Annotated in this window: 21 protein-coding genes; 13 read left to right on the top strand and 8 right to left on the bottom strand. The window is 72.4% G+C overall.

Features of this window, described 5'->3' with window-relative positions:
• Positions 1-183 precede the first annotated feature (183 nt).
• The 7 genes from infA to rplQ all read left to right on the top strand — a co-directional run bounded on the left by infA (position 184) and on the right by rplQ (position 4153).
• Positions 184-405 carry a translation initiation factor IF-1 gene (infA, locus tag SHK17_RS04080; RefSeq protein ID WP_056599768.1) on the top strand — a complete coding sequence of 74 codons (222 nt, stop codon included), beginning with the start codon at positions 184-186 and terminating at the stop codon, positions 403-405.
• Positions 406-468: 63 nt separating this feature from the next.
• Positions 469-582 (top strand): 50S ribosomal protein L36, encoded by a 114-nt coding sequence (rpmJ, locus tag SHK17_RS04085; protein ID WP_004008316.1) that lies wholly within the window; start codon positions 469-471, stop codon positions 580-582.
• A gap of 244 nt (positions 583-826) precedes the next feature.
• Positions 827-1201, top strand: a complete 375-nt coding sequence (gene rpsM, locus SHK17_RS04090; protein ID WP_172269919.1) for a 30S ribosomal protein S13 — start codon at positions 827-829, stop codon at positions 1199-1201.
• A 73-nt stretch (positions 1202-1274) separates the two neighbouring features.
• Entirely contained in the window at positions 1275-1670 is a 396-nt protein-coding gene (gene rpsK, locus SHK17_RS04095; protein ID WP_056906616.1) for a 30S ribosomal protein S11, read from the top strand.
• 28 nt (positions 1671-1698) lie between these two features.
• On the top strand, positions 1699-2307 hold the full coding sequence (gene rpsD, locus SHK17_RS04100; RefSeq protein ID WP_172269921.1) for a 30S ribosomal protein S4: 609 nt from the start codon (positions 1699-1701) through the stop codon (positions 2305-2307).
• Between the two features lie 128 nt (positions 2308-2435).
• Positions 2436-3452 carry a DNA-directed RNA polymerase subunit alpha gene (locus SHK17_RS04105; protein WP_121141540.1) on the top strand — a complete coding sequence of 339 codons (1017 nt, stop codon included), beginning with the start codon at positions 2436-2438 and terminating at the stop codon, positions 3450-3452.
• Between the two features lie 83 nt (positions 3453-3535).
• A complete protein-coding gene (gene rplQ, locus SHK17_RS04110; RefSeq protein ID WP_172269923.1) occupies positions 3536-4153 on the top strand; it encodes a 50S ribosomal protein L17 in 618 nt (205 codons plus the stop codon).
• A gap of 149 nt (positions 4154-4302) precedes the next feature.
• Here the strand turns inward: rplQ and SHK17_RS04115 are convergent, their stop codons facing one another.
• The 5 genes from SHK17_RS04115 to SHK17_RS04135 are packed head-to-tail and all read right to left on the bottom strand — an operon-like array spanning position 4303 to position 7372.
• Positions 4303-5259 (bottom strand): ketopantoate reductase family protein, encoded by a 957-nt coding sequence (locus SHK17_RS04115; RefSeq protein ID WP_322921145.1) that lies wholly within the window; start codon positions 5257-5259, stop codon positions 4303-4305.
• A gap of 49 nt (positions 5260-5308) precedes the next feature.
• Entirely contained in the window at positions 5309-5908 is a 600-nt protein-coding gene (locus SHK17_RS04120; RefSeq protein ID WP_322921146.1) for a dihydrofolate reductase family protein, read from the bottom strand.
• Entirely contained in the window at positions 5905-6483 is a 579-nt protein-coding gene (locus SHK17_RS04125) for a DinB family protein (protein WP_322921148.1), read from the bottom strand. Before SHK17_RS04125 ends, SHK17_RS04120 begins: the two co-directional genes overlap by 4 nt.
• Positions 6483-7004, bottom strand: coding sequence for an SRPBCC domain-containing protein (locus SHK17_RS04130; protein ID WP_322921149.1), 522 nt, complete (start codon positions 7002-7004; stop codon positions 6483-6485). Before SHK17_RS04130 ends, SHK17_RS04125 begins: the two co-directional genes overlap by 1 nt.
• Positions 7001-7372, bottom strand: coding sequence for a metalloregulator ArsR/SmtB family transcription factor (locus SHK17_RS04135; protein ID WP_172269931.1), 372 nt, complete (start codon positions 7370-7372; stop codon positions 7001-7003). Before SHK17_RS04135 ends, SHK17_RS04130 begins: the two co-directional genes overlap by 4 nt.
• A 138-nt stretch (positions 7373-7510) precedes the next feature.
• Between SHK17_RS04135 and truA the strand changes: the two genes are divergently transcribed.
• Positions 7511-8347: a tRNA pseudouridine(38-40) synthase TruA gene (gene truA, locus SHK17_RS04140; protein ID WP_322921150.1), complete on the top strand. Its 837-nt coding sequence runs from the start codon at positions 7511-7513 to the stop codon at positions 8345-8347.
• Positions 8340-8936: a class I SAM-dependent methyltransferase gene (locus SHK17_RS04145; protein WP_172269935.1), complete on the top strand. Its 597-nt coding sequence runs from the start codon at positions 8340-8342 to the stop codon at positions 8934-8936. The genes truA and SHK17_RS04145 overlap by 8 nt, the downstream gene beginning before the upstream one ends.
• On the opposite strand, the gene SHK17_RS04150 is transcribed toward SHK17_RS04145, so the two are convergent.
• From SHK17_RS04150 to SHK17_RS04160, 3 genes are read right to left on the bottom strand one after another with little or no spacing between them, the layout of a single operon-like run.
• Positions 8933-9865, bottom strand: coding sequence for a phosphotransferase family protein (locus SHK17_RS04150; protein WP_322921151.1), 933 nt, complete (start codon positions 9863-9865; stop codon positions 8933-8935). The genes SHK17_RS04145 and SHK17_RS04150 overlap by 4 nt on opposite strands.
• A 42-nt stretch (positions 9866-9907) precedes the next feature.
• Positions 9908-10654: a sortase domain-containing protein gene (locus SHK17_RS04155; protein WP_322921153.1), complete on the bottom strand. Its 747-nt coding sequence runs from the start codon at positions 10652-10654 to the stop codon at positions 9908-9910.
• A gap of 44 nt (positions 10655-10698) precedes the next feature.
• Positions 10699-11943 (bottom strand): cytochrome P450, encoded by a 1245-nt coding sequence (locus SHK17_RS04160; protein WP_322921154.1) that lies wholly within the window; start codon positions 11941-11943, stop codon positions 10699-10701.
• A gap of 98 nt (positions 11944-12041) precedes the next feature.
• On the opposite strand from SHK17_RS04160, the gene mgrA reads away from it, so the two are divergent.
• The 4 genes from mgrA to SHK17_RS04180 all read left to right on the top strand — a co-directional run bounded on the left by mgrA (position 12042) and on the right by SHK17_RS04180 (position 16466).
• On the top strand, positions 12042-13076 hold the full coding sequence (gene mgrA, locus SHK17_RS04165) for an L-glyceraldehyde 3-phosphate reductase (RefSeq protein WP_322921155.1): 1035 nt from the start codon (positions 12042-12044) through the stop codon (positions 13074-13076).
• Positions 13073-14452: an FAD-dependent oxidoreductase gene (locus tag SHK17_RS04170; protein WP_322921156.1), complete on the top strand. Its 1380-nt coding sequence runs from the start codon at positions 13073-13075 to the stop codon at positions 14450-14452. Before mgrA ends, SHK17_RS04170 begins: the two co-directional genes overlap by 4 nt.
• A gap of 43 nt (positions 14453-14495) precedes the next feature.
• Positions 14496-15230, top strand: coding sequence for an N-acetyltransferase (locus tag SHK17_RS04175; protein WP_322921157.1), 735 nt, complete (start codon positions 14496-14498; stop codon positions 15228-15230).
• A 132-nt stretch (positions 15231-15362) separates the two neighbouring features.
• Positions 15363-16466 (top strand): hypothetical protein, encoded by a 1104-nt coding sequence (locus SHK17_RS04180; RefSeq protein WP_322921158.1) that lies wholly within the window; start codon positions 15363-15365, stop codon positions 16464-16466.
• Positions 16467-16473 lie beyond the last annotated feature (7 nt).

Here is a 16473-nt window from a genome sequence, read left to right on the forward strand (position 1 = left end):
GTGGGCTGTGTTTCGTGGTGCCTCGCGGCTGCCCGCAAACGCCTCCGACTCGTCCCAGACGGTGCGGAGCGTGCCCGGGAAGAGGCTCCCGGATCCGCCCCCGAGGTCCACCGGTCTCCTGCTCGCAGGAGCCGGGCGGTTCCCGGGCCACGGTAGACAACCAGACAACAGATTGTGGAGGACATGCCGAAGAAAGAAGGCGTGATCGAGATCGAGGGCACCGTCGTGGAGGCCCTTCCCAACGCCATGTTCCGTGTGGAGCTCGCCAACGGACACAAGGTGCTCGCCCACATCAGCGGCAAGATGCGCCAGCACTACATCCGGATCCTCCCCGAGGACCGCGTGGTGGTGGAGCTCTCGCCCTACGACCTCACCAGGGGTCGGATCGTCTACCGCTACAAGTGACCGATCCCCGCGAGGGACTCGTCGGTCAGCGTCCAGCCAGCCGAGTAGCAAGGATTCGTTGACATGAAGGTCAACCCCAGCGTCAAGCCCATCTGTGACAAGTGCAAGGTCATCCGCCGTCACGGCCGGGTCATGGTCATCTGCGAGAACCCCCGCCACAAGCAGCGGCAAGGGTGATGTGAGGTCGCTGAGACCGGGCGCAGCCCGGGCACAGCGACCGAGCGAGCCGCGCAGCCGCTTGCGGCAAGCGGGCCTGAACCCCAGCAGGACCACAGCACCAACTGAAACCCACAACGTGATCGCTAGGCCAGGCACCGCCTGACCGAATCCACCTCCGGCGCTTTGGCCGGAGCTCACCCGAGGCGGGATGAGACGCGACACGACCAGAAACCAAAGCGACGAACAGACAAGGAAACGCCACATGGCACGCCTCGTTGGTGTCGACCTCCCGCGCGACAAGCGCATCGAGATCGCGCTCACCTACATCTACGGCATCGGCCGTACCCGCGCCCAGCAGCTCCTGGCTGCCACCGGCGTCGACCCGAACGCCCGGGTCCACACGCTCGGTGACGAGGAGCTGGTCAAGCTTCGCGACGAGATCGAAGCCAGCTTCAAGATCGAGGGTGACCTCCGACGTGAGGTTCAGGCGGACATCCGCCGCAAGATCGAGATCGGCAGCTACCAGGGTCGCCGCCACCGCATGGGCCTCCCGGTCCGCGGCCAGCGCACCAAGACCAACGCGCGCACCCGCAAGGGCCCCAAGCGCACCGTCGCCGGCAAGAAGAAGGCGAAGTGACCTGCGCCCCGGCGCAGTGATCACCGCACTCTTCCCAGAAGCTTTTCGACCAGACCTCATCAGGAGTTAGTGAATGCCTCCCAAGAGCCGCGCGACGAAGGTCCGCCGCAAGGAGAAGAAGAACGTCGCTCAGGGCGAAGCCCACATCAAGAGCACGTTCAACAACACGATCGTCACCATCACCGACCCGACCGGCGCCGTCATCTCGTGGGCCTCCGCCGGCACCGTCGGCTTCAAGGGCTCGCGCAAGTCGACCCCGTTCGCCGCGCAGATGGCCGCCGAGGCCGCCGGCCGTCGGGCGATGGACCACGGCATGAAGAAGATCGACGTCTTCGTCAAGGGCCCGGGCTCGGGCCGCGAGACCGCCATCCGGTCGCTGGGTGCCATCGGCCTCGAGGTCGGCACCATCCAGGACGTCACGCCCACTCCCCACAACGGATGCCGGCCGCCCAAGCGCCGCCGCGTCTGACCCGAGACTGAGAAAGAGAGACTGACACATGGCCCGCTACACCGGTCCCATGACCCGCAAGTCGCGCCGTCTCGGTGTCGACCTCGTCGGTGGCGACGCTGCCTTCGAGAAGCGTCCGTACGCCCCCGGCCAGCACGGCCGCGGTCGCATCAAGGAGTCCGAGTACCTGCTGCAGCTCCGTGAGAAGCAGAAGGCTCGCTTCACCTACGGCGTGATGGAGAAGCAGTTCGTCCGCTACTACAAGGAAGCCAGCCGCCGCCAGGGCAAGACCGGCGACAACCTGCTGCAGCTGCTCGAGTGCCGCCTCGACAACGTGGTCTACCGCGCCGGCTTCGCCCGTACGCGTCGCCAGGCCCGCCAGCTCGTCGTGCACGGCCACTTCCTGGTCAACGGCAAGAAGGTCGACATCCCGTCCTTCCAGGTCACCGACCACGACATCATCGACGTGCGCGAGAAGTCGCTCGAGCTGACCCCGCTGATCGTGGCTCGCGAGACCCACGGCGAGCGCGTCGTCCCCGCGTGGATGGAGGTCATCCCGTCGCGGATGCGCGTCCTCGTCCACCAGGTCCCGGTCCGCGCGCAGATCGACGTGCCGGTCCAGGAGCAGCTCATCGTGGAGTACTACTCCAAGAAGTGACTCACGGCCGGTGGTCGTCCGAGACATCGGACGGCCACCGGCGCCCGCTCTTCCAAGTCCTCTTCTCCGCCAACTCCATCAGGTTCGGATCCGTCAAATAGTGGGTGGATCCGGAAAGGAAAACCTCCGTGCTTATTGCTCAGCGCCCGACCCTCACGGAAGAGACCGTCGACGAGTTCCGCTCGCGGTTCGTCATCGAGCCGCTGGAGCCGGGCTTCGGCTACACGCTCGGCAACTCCCTGCGGCGTACGCTCCTCAGCTCGATCCCGGGTGCCTCGGTCACGAGCATCAAGGTCGACTCCGTCCTCCACGAGTTCTCGACCATCGAGGGCGTCACCGAGGACATGACCGAGATCATCCTCAACCTCAAGGGCATCGTGGTGTCCTCCGAGCACGACGAGCCGGTCGTGATGTACCTGCGCAAGTCCGGTGCCGGTGACGTCACCGCCGCCGACATCACCCCGCCCGCCGGTGTCGAGGTGCACAACCCCGAGCTGAAGATCGCCACGCTGTCCGACAAGGGCAAGCTGGAGATGGAGCTCGTCGTCGAGCGCGGCCGCGGCTACGTCTCCTCGGTGCAGAACAAGGGCGCCGACAACGAGATCGGCCGCATGCCGGTCGACTCGATCTACAGCCCCGTGCTGAAGGTGACCTACAAGGTCGAGGCGACGCGTGTCGAGCAGCGCACCGACTTCGACAAGCTCGTCATCGACGTCGAGACCAAGCCGTCGATCCGTCCCCGCGACGCGATCGCCTCGGCCGGCAAGACGCTCGTCGAGCTGTTCGGCCTGGCCCGTGAGCTCAACGTCGAGGCCGAGGGCATCGACATCGGCCCGTCGCCGGTCGACGAGCAGCTCGCCGCCGACCTGGCCCTGCCGGTCGAGGACCTGCAGCTCACGGTCCGCAGCTACAACTGCCTCAAGCGCGAGGGCATCCACACCGTGGGTGAGCTCATCTCCCGCTCGGAGCAGGACCTGCTCGACATCCGCAACTTCGGCGCCAAGTCCATCGACGAGGTGAAGGCCAAGCTCGTCGAGATGGGCCTCTCGCTCAAGGACAGCGCGCCCGGCTTCGACCCGCACGCCGCCCTCGCCGCCTACGGCGACGACGACGACGACGCGTTCATCGAGGACGAGCAGCTCTGACCTCGGCTCCACCACCCAAATCGGCCCTGACCGGGGTCGTCTACCCGGGTACCTGACACGGCCCGAGAGAAGGAACCACCACCATGCCCAAGCCCAAGAAGGGTCCCCGCCTCGGCGGTAGCCCGGCCCACCAGCGCCTGATGCTCTCGAACCTGGCCACCGCCCTGTTCGAGCACGGCCGGATCACCACCACCGAGACCCGGGCGCGCCTGCTGCGCCCGGTCGCGGAGAAGCTGATCACCAAGGCCAAGCGGGGCGACCTGCACAACCGTCGCGAGGTCCTCAAGACCATCCGCGACAAGTCGGTCGTCCACACACTGTTCACCGAGATCGCGCCGACGTTCGCCGAGCGTCCCGGTGGCTACACCCGCATCACCAAGATCGGCCCCCGCAAGGGCGACAACGCCCCCATGGCGGTCATCGAGCTGGTGACCGAGGCCTACAGCCCGAAGGCCCCGTCGGACAGGAAGACCCAGGCCGCGGCCGCTCCGGTTGCTGCTGAGCCTGCCCCGGCCGAGGCCGCCCCGACCGAGGTCGAGGCGGAGAACGTCGACGGCGAGACCGAGGTCGTGGCCGTCGAGCCGCAGGCCGAGGGCGACGCCGCCGAGGTCGAGACCGCGGACACCGCGTCCGAGTCCACCGAGGAGTCGACCGAGGAGCCGGCCGCCGAGGCCGACGCCGAGGACGAGACCAAGGCCTGATCCGGGTCACCTGCACCATCGCGAGGCCCGCCACCCCCACGGGGTGGCGGGCCTTCGTGCGTACGACGACACCGCGGCGCTGCCCGAGCGGTGAGTGAGGCAGGTTCTCGGGGCGGCAGAAGGTGCCTCACCCACCGCCCGCCGGGGGTTCAGAGGCGGGCGAGGACGTCCGAGGCCTGCAGGCTGCGGGGCTCGCCGCCGGTGCGGGCGAGGTGCCGGGTGGCGGCGACGACGGCCTCGTTGACCGGGGTGGGGAGGCCGAGCAGGCGGCCCTGCAGGACGATCTCTCCGCCGAGGTAGTCGATCTCGGAGTCACCGGTGCCGCGGGTGAGGCTCTGCCAGGTGGACCCGCCGCGGCGCTCGAGGTCGGTGCGTCGCTGCAGGACCGACCCGCGCCGCTCCCGGTCCTCCTCGGCGGTGACCAGGCTGACGCCGGCGGCGGCGAGCACGCGCTCGCCCTCGGCGACCGCCCGCTCGGCGAGCTCGTCGGCGGCCTCGTCCTGGGCGAAGGAGGCGTCGACACCGTTGCCGAGGTTGAGCAGGAGCTTGCGCCGCTTCCACGCCATGATGTCGGCGCGCTCCTCCGAGGCGATGCCGGCGGCGTGGAGGTCGGCCGCCACGGCCGCGGTGGTGGCGTCCGTGCCGTGCGGGATGCGGCCGATGTCGAGGATGGCCGTCGTCGGGTGGCAGCCCGCCACCACGACGCCCGGCTCGAGGTGCGTGGCGGGGAGCATCACGCACACGGCGTACGTCCGCGCGAAGAGCCGGAGCGTGGCGAGCTCGGTGGCGATGCCGTTGGTGGCGCAGACGACGGCTGTGTCCGCGGGCGCGTGCGCGCGCAGGTCGGCGAGCGCCGCGGCGGCCTGGTGGGACTTCACCGCCAGGAGCACCACGGTGTCGTCGGTCCACGCGACCTCGGCGGCGGTGTCGGTGGCCGGCGCGTCGATGCGGTGCCGGCCGTCGCCGGCGTCGAGCACCAGTCCGCCTGCACGGATGGCGGCGAGGTGCTCACCGCGGGCGACCAGCGTGACCCCGCGGCCCGCGAGGTGGAGGTGCCCGCCGATGACCCCACCGACGGCACCGGCTCCGTAGACGACGTACTCCATGTCCTCGACCCTACGAGGACGGCTCGGCCCGTCAGCCGGAGGGCGACGCTCAGCGGCGGACGCGGAACCGCAGGTGCAGCACCCGGTCGCCCTGGATGACGACGTGCGGGTCCTCGAGCAGCTGCTGGGCCTCGAGCGAGCCGAAGAACCGCTTGCCCGTGCCCAGCACGACGGGTGCGACGTCCATCGCCACCTCGTCGACCAGGCCGAGGGCGAGTGCCTGCCCACCCACGTCGCCCGCTGCCACCGCGACCGTCCCGTCGCCGGCGAGCTCCTGCGCCGTGCGGAGGGCGGCGGTCACGTCGTCGACGAAGTGGTAGGACGCCTCCGGGTGCCAGCCGTCGGGCCTGGAGCGGTGGGAGACCACGACCACGTGGTCGCCGGTCGGTGGCCGGCCCTCCCACCCGTCGGTGATGTCGAAGAGCCGTCGGCCGATCACCATGCACCCGGTGGCGTCCCACTCGGGCCTGACGTAGTCGTACGACGTCCGGGACACCCGCAGACCGCCCGGCGCGGGATCGGCCATGTCCTGCGCGGTCAGGGGCTGGTCGCCGTTGAAGTACCAGTCGAACAGGGGGCCGGGATCGTCGTGGGGGTCGGCGACGAAGCCGTCCACCGAGACGACCGCGTGCAGCACCACCCTGCTCACGACGTGCCTCTCGCGGGCGGGCGCCATGCCGGGTCGCGGCCGACGAAGCCCATCAGCTGCTCGACGGGGGCCGCGTCGTCGGGCACGGGCACCGCGGGGCCGTACTGCCCCGAGTCGCGGAGCATCGCCTCGATGGGCCGCATCCCCTCCAGCATCTGCCCGGCGACGTCCTGGTCGAGCCGCGGCTCCTGGTCGGTCGCGCGGGCGAGGTCCCACGAGTGCATGAAGACGTCGGCGGTGTAGAACCGGTCGACCGCATCCCCGACCGGGTGCGTGCCGGCGCGGGGGTGGCTGAACTCCTCCTCGCCGCGCTCCTCGACGAGCGCCTGGACGGCGCCGGCCTGGTGGTGCCAGGCGGCAGCGGGGTCGTCGGCGACCGGCGGGCCGGACGGCAGCTCCACACCACCTCCGGCCAGGAACCCGGGGAACCACGTGACGAGGTGCTCGACGACGTCGAGGGCCGTCCAGCCGTCGACCGGCGCGGGCGCCGCCCAGTCGGTCGTCCGATCCACCAGCCGGGAGAACTCCCCGGCCACCGCCTCGTGCCGGGCGGCCGGGGACTCGGGCAGCGACATCAGAGCGAGCCCTCCGCCAGCATCCGGTCGATCGCGGCGTAGCCGTCGTTGACGCCGGTCTCCATGCCGCTGCGCAGCCAGGCGTCCCGACCCTCGAAGGAGTCGCAGAGGCTGAACGCGTGCAGCCGGGTGCGGCCGTCACCGAGGTCCTCGAAGGTCATGGTCTCCAGCGAGACCGCGTCGGGCATGCCGTCCCACGTGAAGGTCTGGACGAGGCGGTCCTCGCGCACGGTGTGGAAGCAGCCGCGGAAGGAGGTCTCGAACTCCTGGCGCCCGTCGGTGCCGCGCACGGAGTAGCTCCAGCTGCCGCCGTCGCGAGCATCCCAGTGGGTGACGTCGGCGCCGACGTCCTGGGGGCCGACCCACTGCGCGAAGATCTCGGCCTCGGTGTGCGCCCGCAACAGCTGCGCCGGAGTGGCGTCGAAGTCGCGCCAGATGTGGATCGCGGGCACGTGCTCGTCGGCCAGGATCTGCGCCTCCGGGAAGCGGGTGGTCGTGTCGGGGGTCTGCATGGTGGTCATGATGCGGTTCCTTCCGTGGGGTTGTCGCCCTCGTGGGCGGGGTCGTCGTCGTCCTGCATCCGCGCGAGCACGGCGTCGAGGCGCGAGAAGCGCTCCTCGGCCCGTCGGCGGTAGCGCTCGATCCATCTGGTCATGAGGTCGAACACCTCGGCTTCCAGGTGCACCGGCCGCCGTTGCGCCTCCCGGGTCCTGCTCACCAGGCCGGCGTCCTCGAGCACCTTGAGGTGCTTGGAGACCGCCTGGAGGCTCACGTCGTAGGGCGCCGCCAGGTCGTTGACGGTGTGGTCGGCCTCGGTGAGGCGGGCCACCATGTCGCGGCGGGTCGGGTCGGCGAGAGCGGCGAAGACACGGGAGAGCTGGTCGGTCACGGAGCACCTTCTTCAACTGATTGGTTGAATAGACGGTAGGCCGCTGGTCCGCTGGTTGTCAACCCTCGGGTTGAATACGGGTCCCGACGGCGGCCGGGCGCCGCGGGGCCGGCCGGCGCCCCCGCCTAGGATCGCTGCGTGCGCCTGCGGATCGACTGTGCCTACGACGGCACCGACTTCTCCGGCTGGGCCGCCCAGCCGGGGCGGAGGACCGTGCAGGCGACCCTGGAGGCGGCCCTCGCCACCGCCCTGCGGCTGCCGGAGCTGCGGGTCACCGTGGCGGGGCGGACGGACGCAGGGGTGCACGCCCGCGGGCAGGTGACCCACGTCGATGTGGACCGGGAGGTCGTCGAGGCGTCCGCCGGCCGGTCGACCGATCCGCCGCTGGGGGCCCTGGCCCGCCGGGTCGACGGGATCCTGCCGCCCGACCTGCGCGTACGCCGGGTGCGCGAGGCGCCGGTCGGCTTCGACGCCCGCTTCTCCGCGACCTGGCGCCGCTACGCCTACCGGATCGCCGACGACCGCGAGCTCGCCGACCCGCTCGTGCGCGGCCACGTGCTGGAGTGGGGGCGCCGGCTCGACGTCGCCGCGATGAACGAGGCGTCCGCCCCGCTCGTCGGGCTGCGCGACTTCGCCGCCTTCTGCAAGCAGCGCGAGGGCGCCACCACCGTGCGGACCCTGCTCGAGCTGGGCTGGAGCCGCGACGCGTCGGGGCTGGTGGTCGGAGCGGTGCGTGCCGACGCCTTCTGCCACAACATGGTGCGGGCACTGGTCGGCAGCCTCGTCGCGGTCGGCGAGGGACGACAGCCGGCCACCTGGCCGGCCGAGGTGATGGCCGGCCGTCGGCGCGACGCGGGCGTACGCGTGCTGCACGCCCACGGCCTCACGCTGGAGGAGGTCGGCTACCCCGACGACGACGAGCTGTCCGCGCAGGCCGACCGGGCCCGCGCCCGACGAGAGGCGATCGATGCCTGAGCACTACTTCTCCGCCGACCCGAGCGTCCCGTTCGAGCGGGAGTCCTTCACCGCCGAGCTGTGGGGCCACGAGCTGACGTTCGACACCGGCTCGGGCGTGTTCAGCAGGGGCCACCTGGACCACGCGACCGCGGTGCTGTTCCGCGAGCTGGAGCCCCCGGTGCAGGGGCAGTTCCTCGACCTCGGCTGCGGCTACGGCGTGATCGGCCTGGCCATCGCCGCCGCGGTGCCCCTGTCGTCGGTCATCGGCGTCGACGTCAACGAGCGGGCGCTGCTCCTGGCCAACGACAACGCCCGCGCGGCGGGGCTCGACCCCCGCTTCGTGGCCTGCCTGCCCGCGCAGGTGCCCGGCAACCAGGTGTTCGACGAGATCTGGTCGAACCCGCCGATCCGCATCGGCAAGGAGGCGCTGCACGAGCTGCTCCTCACCTGGCTGCCGCGCCTGGCGCCGGGTGGCCGGATGGTGATGGTGGTCGGCAAGAACCTCGGGGGCGACTCGCTCCAGCGCTGGCTCACCGAGCAGGGCTGGCCGACCGAGCGGCTGGCCAGCAGCAAGGGCTTCCGCGTGCTGGAGACGCGCCGCGGCTAGGGCTTGCCGTCGAGGAACATCCGCAGCCGGGTGCGGGTGCTGCCGGGGTCCTGCGGCAGCGCGCCGTTGACCGCGCGGCACACCCAACCCAGCCTCGTCCCGATCCGGGCGGCCTCACGCAGGTCGGCGGAAGCCAGGTCGTACGCCGCCTCGTAGGGGCGCAGGTAGGCGTCGAGGTGCGGCCCGAGGTCCTCGGAGTCCTCCTCGTCGTCCACGCCCCAGGCGATGACGCCCTCGAGCGTGACGGCGAGAGTGAAGAACGGGTGCGAGACGCACGCGTCGCCCCAGTCGTGCAGCAGGTGCGTGCCGGTGCCGAGGAAGACCTGCCCGTCGTGCAGGTCGTCGTGCTGCACGGTCTCGCGGATGCCGAAGGCGGCGAGGCGGTCGCAGAGGTCCTCGATCGCGTCGGGGCCCGGCAGCCGGGGGTCGGTGTCGTCGACGGCCGCGAGCAGGTCGGCGTACGCCCCCGGCAGCGTGGGGAGGCGACGGTCCGGCAGGCCGAGGTCGAGCAGCGCGTCGACGTCGCCCTCGCAGGCGATCTGGATGCGCGCACAGGCCTCGAGCACGTCGTGCCAGCGCTCGAGGCTGCGCTCCTCGGGGATGACGTCGCGCAGCCGCGTCCCGGCGTCGGCGAGGAGCATCCACCCGGAGGCGGGGTCGTGTGCGAGCGGCGCCGGCACACGACCGTGCGAGCGGGAGGCGACCAGGTCGAGGACCGCGGCCTCGTGGACCATGGCCTCGTCGTTGGCCTTGAACCACACCACGTCGTCGCCGGTCGGGACGCGCATCGCGGTCGACCACCCGGTGACGTGCGGCTGCGAGACCTCCCCGGTGCGGGACCGGCCCAGCTCGCGCAGCCTCGCGTCGATCCAGGTGTGCGCGGCGGCGAGGAAGGCGGGGTCCCGCCAGCGCTGCTCGAGAGCGTCCATGCCGCATCCAACCGCGCGGGCGGAGCGCCGGACAACGGGATTTCAGGCGGGCCGGGTCGCGACGAGGACGCCGATCTTGTCGATGCGGTGCTCGGGGTTGTCGAACCGGTCGGACCAGTAGTTGCCGTTGGCGTGGTCCTCGAGGGTGGCGCAGGTCGACACGGTGATCATCGGCCGGCTGGCGGCCTGCCCCGGCCGACCGGGGACCGGTGCCCGCTGCGCGCGCAGCGACGCCGGCTCACGGAACGACGTCCAGCGGGTGCGCCGGACCTCGTAGACGTGGACCGTGTCGCCGGTGCGGACCAGGATCCGGTCACCGGGGCGCAGCGAGGGGGACTGGCGCAGGGGAGCGGTCCCGGTGAGCCGGTGGCCGGTGACGATGAAGTTGCCGACCTCGCCGGGTCCCGTGCCGCCGCGCGGCCCGCGCGGCGAGGCCATCTCGCCCGCGTTCTGCAGCGCGGTGCCGGGCGCGTCGTCGGGGGAGCCCCGGTAGCGGACGACCGGGAAGTCGCGCAGGCCGATGGCCGGGATGGTGACGAAGGAGCGCCGTGGCTCGGGGCGCTCGGGCTCGGGCTCGGCGGTCGGGCTCGCGCTGGGACCGGCGGTGGGGGTGCTGCCGGGAGCCGGGGCCTCCGGGGACGCCGGGGCCGCCGGGGGTGCGCTCGTCGTACGCCGCTCGGCGGGCGACGGCGACGACTCGCGGGTCCCGTCCGCCGCGCAGGACGTCACGGCCGCGGCCACGACCACTGCCACGACCGCGGCGAGGAGGACGCCGAACCTGCCTGCCACCCGCTCCACGGTACGGAGCGGGTGGGCAGCGCGCGGGTGGCCGGTCAGCCGAGGTGCACGGGCAGCCGCTCCACGCCGTGGACCACGGCGAGCTCGGTGAAGGCGAGGTCGGCGGGGTCGCAGGCCAGCGCGAGGTCGGGGAACCGCTGCGCGAGCGCGACCAGCGCCGTCCGCAGCTCCATCCGGGCGAGCTCGGCGCCGACGCAGCGGTGCAGGCCGTGCCCGAAGGCGAGGGTGCCCGCGGCGGCGGTCGTCGGGTCGAAGCGGGCGGGGTCGACGTGGCGGGCCGGGTCGCGCCCCGCGCCGGTGAGGGAGACGACGACGATGTCGCCCTCGCGGACCGTGCGGTCCCCGACGCGCAGCTCGCGGCGGGCCACGCGGGGGAAGGCGACCTGCACCGGGCACACGAAGCGCAGCAGCTCCTCGACGACGAGGTCGACCTCGCGCGGGTCGCCGCGGCGGAGCACCTGCCACGACTCGGGGTGCTGCAGCAGCACCCACGTGCCGAGGGAGAGCATGCTGGCGCTGGTCTCGTAGCCGCCCAGGAAGACGCCGTCGGCGAGGCCGCCGAGCTCCACGTCGTCGAAGTCCGCTCCGTGGTCGGCGACCATCCGCGACATGATCCCGTCGGGGAGGTAGGGGTCCCGGCGCTCGGTGGCGACGAGGTCGATGAGGAACTGCCGGGTCCCGGCGGCGGTGTCGAAGATGCCGGCGCCGGCGTCGCGGAGGTCGAAGCGTGCCGCGCCCTGGCGCCGGAAGGCCTGCCGGTCGACGTCGGGCATGCCGAGCAGGTCGCAGATCACGCCGAAGGGCACCTGGAAGCCGAAGCGCTCGACCAGGTCGACCTCGGGGCCGTGGGCGGCCATGTCGTCGAGCGCGGCGCCGACCACCCGGTCGATGTCGTCCTGCAGCTCGGCCAGCCGCCGACGGGTGAAGTAGGGGGTGAGGACCTGGCGCAGCCGACCGTGGTCGGGCTGGTCGGTCATCCCGAGACCGCCGATCCGCTCGGCGGGTGCGCGGTCCTGCCGGCCGATGAGGGCACGCACGTCGTTGGCGAAGGCGTCGGAGTCCGCGAGCACGGACCGGGCGACGTCGTAGCCGGTGACGAGCCAGACGCGGGTGCCGAGCAGCCGCGCGAGCTGGACCACGTCGCCCTCGCGCCGGCTCTCCTCCAGCCGCGGCACCGGATCCACGCCGTCGCGCTGCAGCGGGTAGCGGATGCTCGCCGGCACCCGGCGGGCCGACGAGACGGCCACCCGGAGGGCCGCACGGCGCAGGGAGACTGGCATGGGGCAAGTCAACCGTGTCGCGGCGCCTCGTGCCATCAGGCATGACCCCGAGTCGCGCTCGGGGAGACCCCCGACCCCGGACCCGGCAGGATGGGGCCATGGCCTACGAAGCAGCGGAGAACAGGTACGACGACGCCACGGGCATGCACTACCGCGCCTCCGGGAGGAGCGGCCTCAAGCTGCCGGCCATCTCGCTGGGGCTGTGGCAGAACTTCGGCACGGACCGGTCCGAGGAGACGCAGCGGGCGATCCTGCGGCGCGCCTTCGACCGCGGGGTGACCCACTTCGACCTGGCCAACAACTACGGACCGCCCTACGGCCGCGCCGAGGAGAACTTCGGCCGCTACCTCAAGGACGACTTCAAGCCCTACCGCGACGAGCTGGTCATCTCGACGAAGGCCGGCTGGGACATGTGGCCCGGCCCCTACGGCCAGGGCGGCGGGTCGCGGAAGTACGTCCTCGCCTCGCTCGTCCAGTCGCTCGAGAGGCTCGGCCTCGACTACGTCGACATCTTCTACAGCCACCGCTTCGACCCGGAGACGCCCGTCGAGGAGACGATGATGGCGCTCGACGCCGCGGTCCGGTCGGGGCGGGCGCTCTACGTCGGCATCTCCTCCTACTCCGCGGCGCGCACGCGCGAGGCGGCCGCCATCGCCCGCGACCTCGGCACGCCGCTGCTGATCCACCAGCCGTCGTACTCGCTGCTCAACCGGTGGATCGAGGGCGGCCTGCTCGACGAGCTCGAGCAGCAGGGCATGGGCTGCATCGTGTTCAGCGCGCTGGCGCAGGGCCTGCTCACCGACCGCTACCTCGACGGCGTCCCGGAGGACTCGCGCGCCGCGCGCGCCGACTCGACCATGACCGGTCTGGACGACGACGTGCTCGAGCGGGTGCGCGCGCTCGACGGCATCGCCCGGAGCCGCGGCCAGGAGCTCGCCCAGCTCGCGCTGCAGTGGGTGCTGCGTGACGAGCGCGTCACCAGCGCGGTGATCGGCGCCTCCAGCGTGGAGCAGCTCGACACCAATCTCGACGCGCTCTCCGGGCCGCCGCTCACCGGCGTGGACCGCGCCGAGATCGACCGCTACGCCGTCGAGTCGGGGATCAACCTCTGGGCGAAGCAGACGGAGCAGTGAGCGCGAGCGCTCCCACCCGGGTGCTCGTGCTGGGTGCCGACGCGGCCGGCATGTCGGCGGCCCACCAGGCGCTGCGCACTGCGCGCCGGACGGGGCGCGAGCTCGCCGTCACCGTGCTCGACAAGGGCACCCACACGTCCTACAGCGCCTGCGGGATCCCCTACTGGATGGCCGGGGACGTCGGCAGCGGCGACGACCTGGTGGCCCGCACCGCGGACGAGCACCGCGAGGCGGGGATCGACCTGCGCCTCGGCGTCGAGGTGGTCGCCGCCGACCTGGCCGCTCGGACGGTCACCACCGCCGACGGCGAGCGGGTGGCCTACGACGAGCTCGTCGTCGCCACGGGGGCCCCGGCCTCCGTGCCCGACTGGGCGCTCGGACCCGACGGCGCGTGCTGGGACGGCATCGGCGTCGTCAAGACGCTGGACGACGGGGCGGCGTGGCGGGAGCGGTTCGCCGCTGCCGGCGACGGCGCGCACGTCGTCGTGGTCGGTGCCGGCTACGTCGGCGTGGAGGTCGCCGAAGCGGCCATGCGGCACGGCTTCGGCGTCACCGTCCTCACCCGCGGCCGCGGCATGTCGATGCTCGAGGACGAGCTGGCCGAGCGCGTGGACCTGGCCCTGTGCGAGGCGGGCGCGGAGGTGGTGCTCGGCGTCGAGGTGACCGGTGTCGACGTCGTCGACGGCCGGGTGGCCGGGGTGCAGTGGGAGGGCGGCAGCCGGGAGGCCGACCTGGTGGTGGTGGCGATCGGCGTGCGCCCCGCGACGGGCTTCCTCGCGGGCAACGGCGTCGAGATGGCCGACAACGGCGCGCTGCGACCCGACCCCCACGGTCGGGTGGCCGAGCACCTCTGGGCGGCGGGCGACTGCTGCGAGGTGCGCCGCCGCATCGACGACACGTGGGTGTTCCGCCCGCTCGGGACCCATGCCGCCAAGCACGGCCGGGCGCTCGGCGACAGCCTCGCCGGGGGCACCCTCTCCTTCGACGGCATGGTCGACTCCTCCATCACCCGCTTCGCCCTCGGCGAGGTCTACCTCGAGATCGCCCGGACCGGGCTGTCACGACGCGACGCCGAGGCGGCCGGGCTCGACCCGGTGGCGCTGCTCACCGAGGGCACGACCGCGAGCGGCTACATGCCCGAGGCCGAGCCGATCGCCATCTGGGTGATGGCCGACCGGTCGTCGCGACGGCTGCTCGGCGTGCAGGTCGTCGGGGGCCACGGCGCCGGCAAGCGGGTCGACGCGGCGGCCGCCGTGCTCTGGGCCGGTGGCACCGTGGACGACCTGGCCTGGATGGACCTGGCCTACGCGCCCCCCTTCGCGACGGCCTGGGAGGTCCTGCAGATCGCGGCGCGCCGGGTCGCCGAGCGGCTCTGAGATCGAGGGGCGCCGCGGCGCCCGGCTCGGCGAGGATGGCGCCATGCACCTCGAGATCGTCACCCTCGCCGCGCGCCCGGACCTCAGGGACACCTTCTGGGACATGGAGACGTCGTGGCCGGAGTTCATGAAGCACGACCCGATCGGCAACGCCTACTACGACGCCCTCGACGCGTTCGACGAGTTCGTGCTGGTCTGCCTCGACGAGACGGGCCGGCAGGTCGCGAAGGCGCACTCGGTGCCCTTCCGGCTCGGTGACGGCGAGCTCCCGGACGCCGGCTGGGACGGCGCCATCCAGGACGCGTTGTTGACCCGGCTCCGCGGGGAGGAGCCGGACGTCGTGTCGGCCGTCGAGATCGCCGTCGAGCCGGCCCTCCAGGGCGCGGGCCTCTCCGGGCGCATCGTCGCCGCGCTGCGCGACAACGCTGGCCGGCTGGGCTTCCGCGAGCTGGTGGCGCCGGTGCGGCCCAACGGCAAGACCGACGTTCGCGAGCCGATGGCGGCGTACGCCGCCCGCACCCGCGACGACGGGCTGCCGGTCGACCCCTGGCTGCGCGTCCACGTGCGCGCGGGCGGTCGCATCGACCGCGTGGCGCCCCGCTCGATGGTCATCCCGGGCACGGTCGCGGAGTGGCGCGCGTGGACCGGCCTGCCCTTCGACCGGACGGGGCCGGTGGAGGTGCCGGGCGCGCTGGCGCCGGTGCTGTGCGACGCCGAGCACGGCACGGCGACGTACGTCGAGCCGAACGTCTGGGTCCGGCACCCGACGGGCGCCTGACCTGCCTCCGGGAAAGGACGCACCCCCTCCCTAGGGGGTCTCGCCACCCCGCCGGGCCCGACCTACGTTGGGTCGACCACCCGTTCCGCCCGGCCGCTCCCGGCGACCGGGAACATCTCGAGGAGACCCCCTGTGAAGAGAACCCTCCAGTGGTCCGCGGCGCTCGCCGCCGGGACCCTCCTGCCGCTTGGCATGGTCGCGACCACCGCCACCGCTGCCCCCGCGCCGAGCAGCGCCGCACACTCCCAGCACCGCCTCGTCGACCTCCCGGCGAAGGATGCCCTCCAGGATGCCGTCGCGCCCAGCGAGTGCGCACCGACGCTCCTCGACGGCTACATCGACCAGCTCTTCGCCGAGATGTCGGACGCACAGTTCGCCTTCCTCGTCGCCCACCAGGACGTCCTGCTGTCGGTGCCGACCTACGACGCCCTGTTCTTCGGCACCGCCGGCGACCCGGACTACGCGCTCGACTCCCACGCCGCGCAGCTGCGCAACACCTACCGCGACCTGCAGCGGTTCTGGAACATCGAGTCCGACGACATCCAGCTGATGGCGATGCACAGCGACTCGTTGCTCGACCCCGTCCGCATCGCGCGGACCCTCGAGGCGATGGTCGACGCCGGCGAGCTGCCGCCGATGACCGACGCGGCGATCGCTCAGGAGGCCCAGACCGTCGCCACCTTCATGCAGGCGCAGGACGAGGCGTTCCAGGACAACCCGCTCTGGACGCTCAACGCGTACGCCTTCTCCGCCGAGGGCGAGACCGACCCGGTCATCGCCGCCCTGCCCGACAAGCTGGTCTTCGGCGACGGCATCCTCGAGGCGTACGACGCCATCGGCCTCGGCGACGTGGGGCCGCGCGTGATCATGGCCCACGAGTTCGCCCACCACGTGCAGTTCGAGCTCGGCACGTTCGACACCGGCCCGACCGACCCCGCCGAGGCGACGCGTCGCACCGAGCTGATGGCCGACGCCATGGCGTCCTACTACGCCACCCACAAGAAGGGGCTGGCGCTCAACAGCAAGCGGGTCACCGACGCGCTGCTCAGCTTCTACAGCGTCGGGGACTGCTCCTTCGCCAGCCCGGGCCACCACGGCACCCCGCTGCAGCGTGAGCGCGCCGCGGACTGGGGCGCCGACCTGGCGGCCGCTGCGAAGCCGAGGAGCCTCGTGCTCTCCGCGGAGCGCGTCATCGAGCTCTTCGAGGAGGACCTCGCGGAGATCATCGCCGGCTGATCCGCGG

The organism is Nocardioides renjunii (assembly GCF_034661175.1).
Lineage (GTDB): Bacteria > Actinomycetota > Actinomycetes > Propionibacteriales > Nocardioidaceae > Nocardioides > Nocardioides renjunii.

Bases quoted from the DNA above. Each gene is read 5' to 3' on its own strand.
- infA (WP_056599768.1), top strand. From the start codon at position 184: ATGCCGAAGAAAGAAGGCGTGATCGAGATCGAGGGCACCGTCGTGGAG.
- rpmJ (WP_004008316.1), top strand. From the start codon at position 469: ATGAAGGTCAACCCCAGCGTCAAGCCCATCTGTGACAAGTGCAAGGTC.
- rpsM (WP_172269919.1), top strand. From the start codon at position 827: ATGGCACGCCTCGTTGGTGTCGACCTCCCGCGCGACAAGCGCATCGAG.
- rpsK (WP_056906616.1), top strand. From the start codon at position 1,275: ATGCCTCCCAAGAGCCGCGCGACGAAGGTCCGCCGCAAGGAGAAGAAG.
- rpsD (WP_172269921.1), top strand. From the start codon at position 1,699: ATGGCCCGCTACACCGGTCCCATGACCCGCAAGTCGCGCCGTCTCGGT.
- rplQ (WP_172269923.1), top strand. From the start codon at position 3,536: ATGCCCAAGCCCAAGAAGGGTCCCCGCCTCGGCGGTAGCCCGGCCCAC.
- SHK17_RS04115 (WP_322921145.1), bottom strand. From the start codon at position 5,259: ATGGAGTACGTCGTCTACGGAGCCGGTGCCGTCGGTGGGGTCATCGGC.
- SHK17_RS04125 (WP_322921148.1), bottom strand. From the start codon at position 6,483: ATGTCGCTGCCCGAGTCCCCGGCCGCCCGGCACGAGGCGGTGGCCGGG.
- SHK17_RS04130 (WP_322921149.1), bottom strand. From the start codon at position 7,004: ATGACCACCATGCAGACCCCCGACACGACCACCCGCTTCCCGGAGGCG.
- SHK17_RS04145 (WP_172269935.1), top strand. From the start codon at position 8,340: ATGCCTGAGCACTACTTCTCCGCCGACCCGAGCGTCCCGTTCGAGCGG.
- SHK17_RS04150 (WP_322921151.1), bottom strand. From the start codon at position 9,865: ATGGACGCTCTCGAGCAGCGCTGGCGGGACCCCGCCTTCCTCGCCGCC.
- SHK17_RS04160 (WP_322921154.1), bottom strand. From the start codon at position 11,943: ATGCCAGTCTCCCTGCGCCGTGCGGCCCTCCGGGTGGCCGTCTCGTCG.
- mgrA (WP_322921155.1), top strand. From the start codon at position 12,042: ATGGCCTACGAAGCAGCGGAGAACAGGTACGACGACGCCACGGGCATG.
- SHK17_RS04175 (WP_322921157.1), top strand. From the start codon at position 14,496: ATGCACCTCGAGATCGTCACCCTCGCCGCGCGCCCGGACCTCAGGGAC.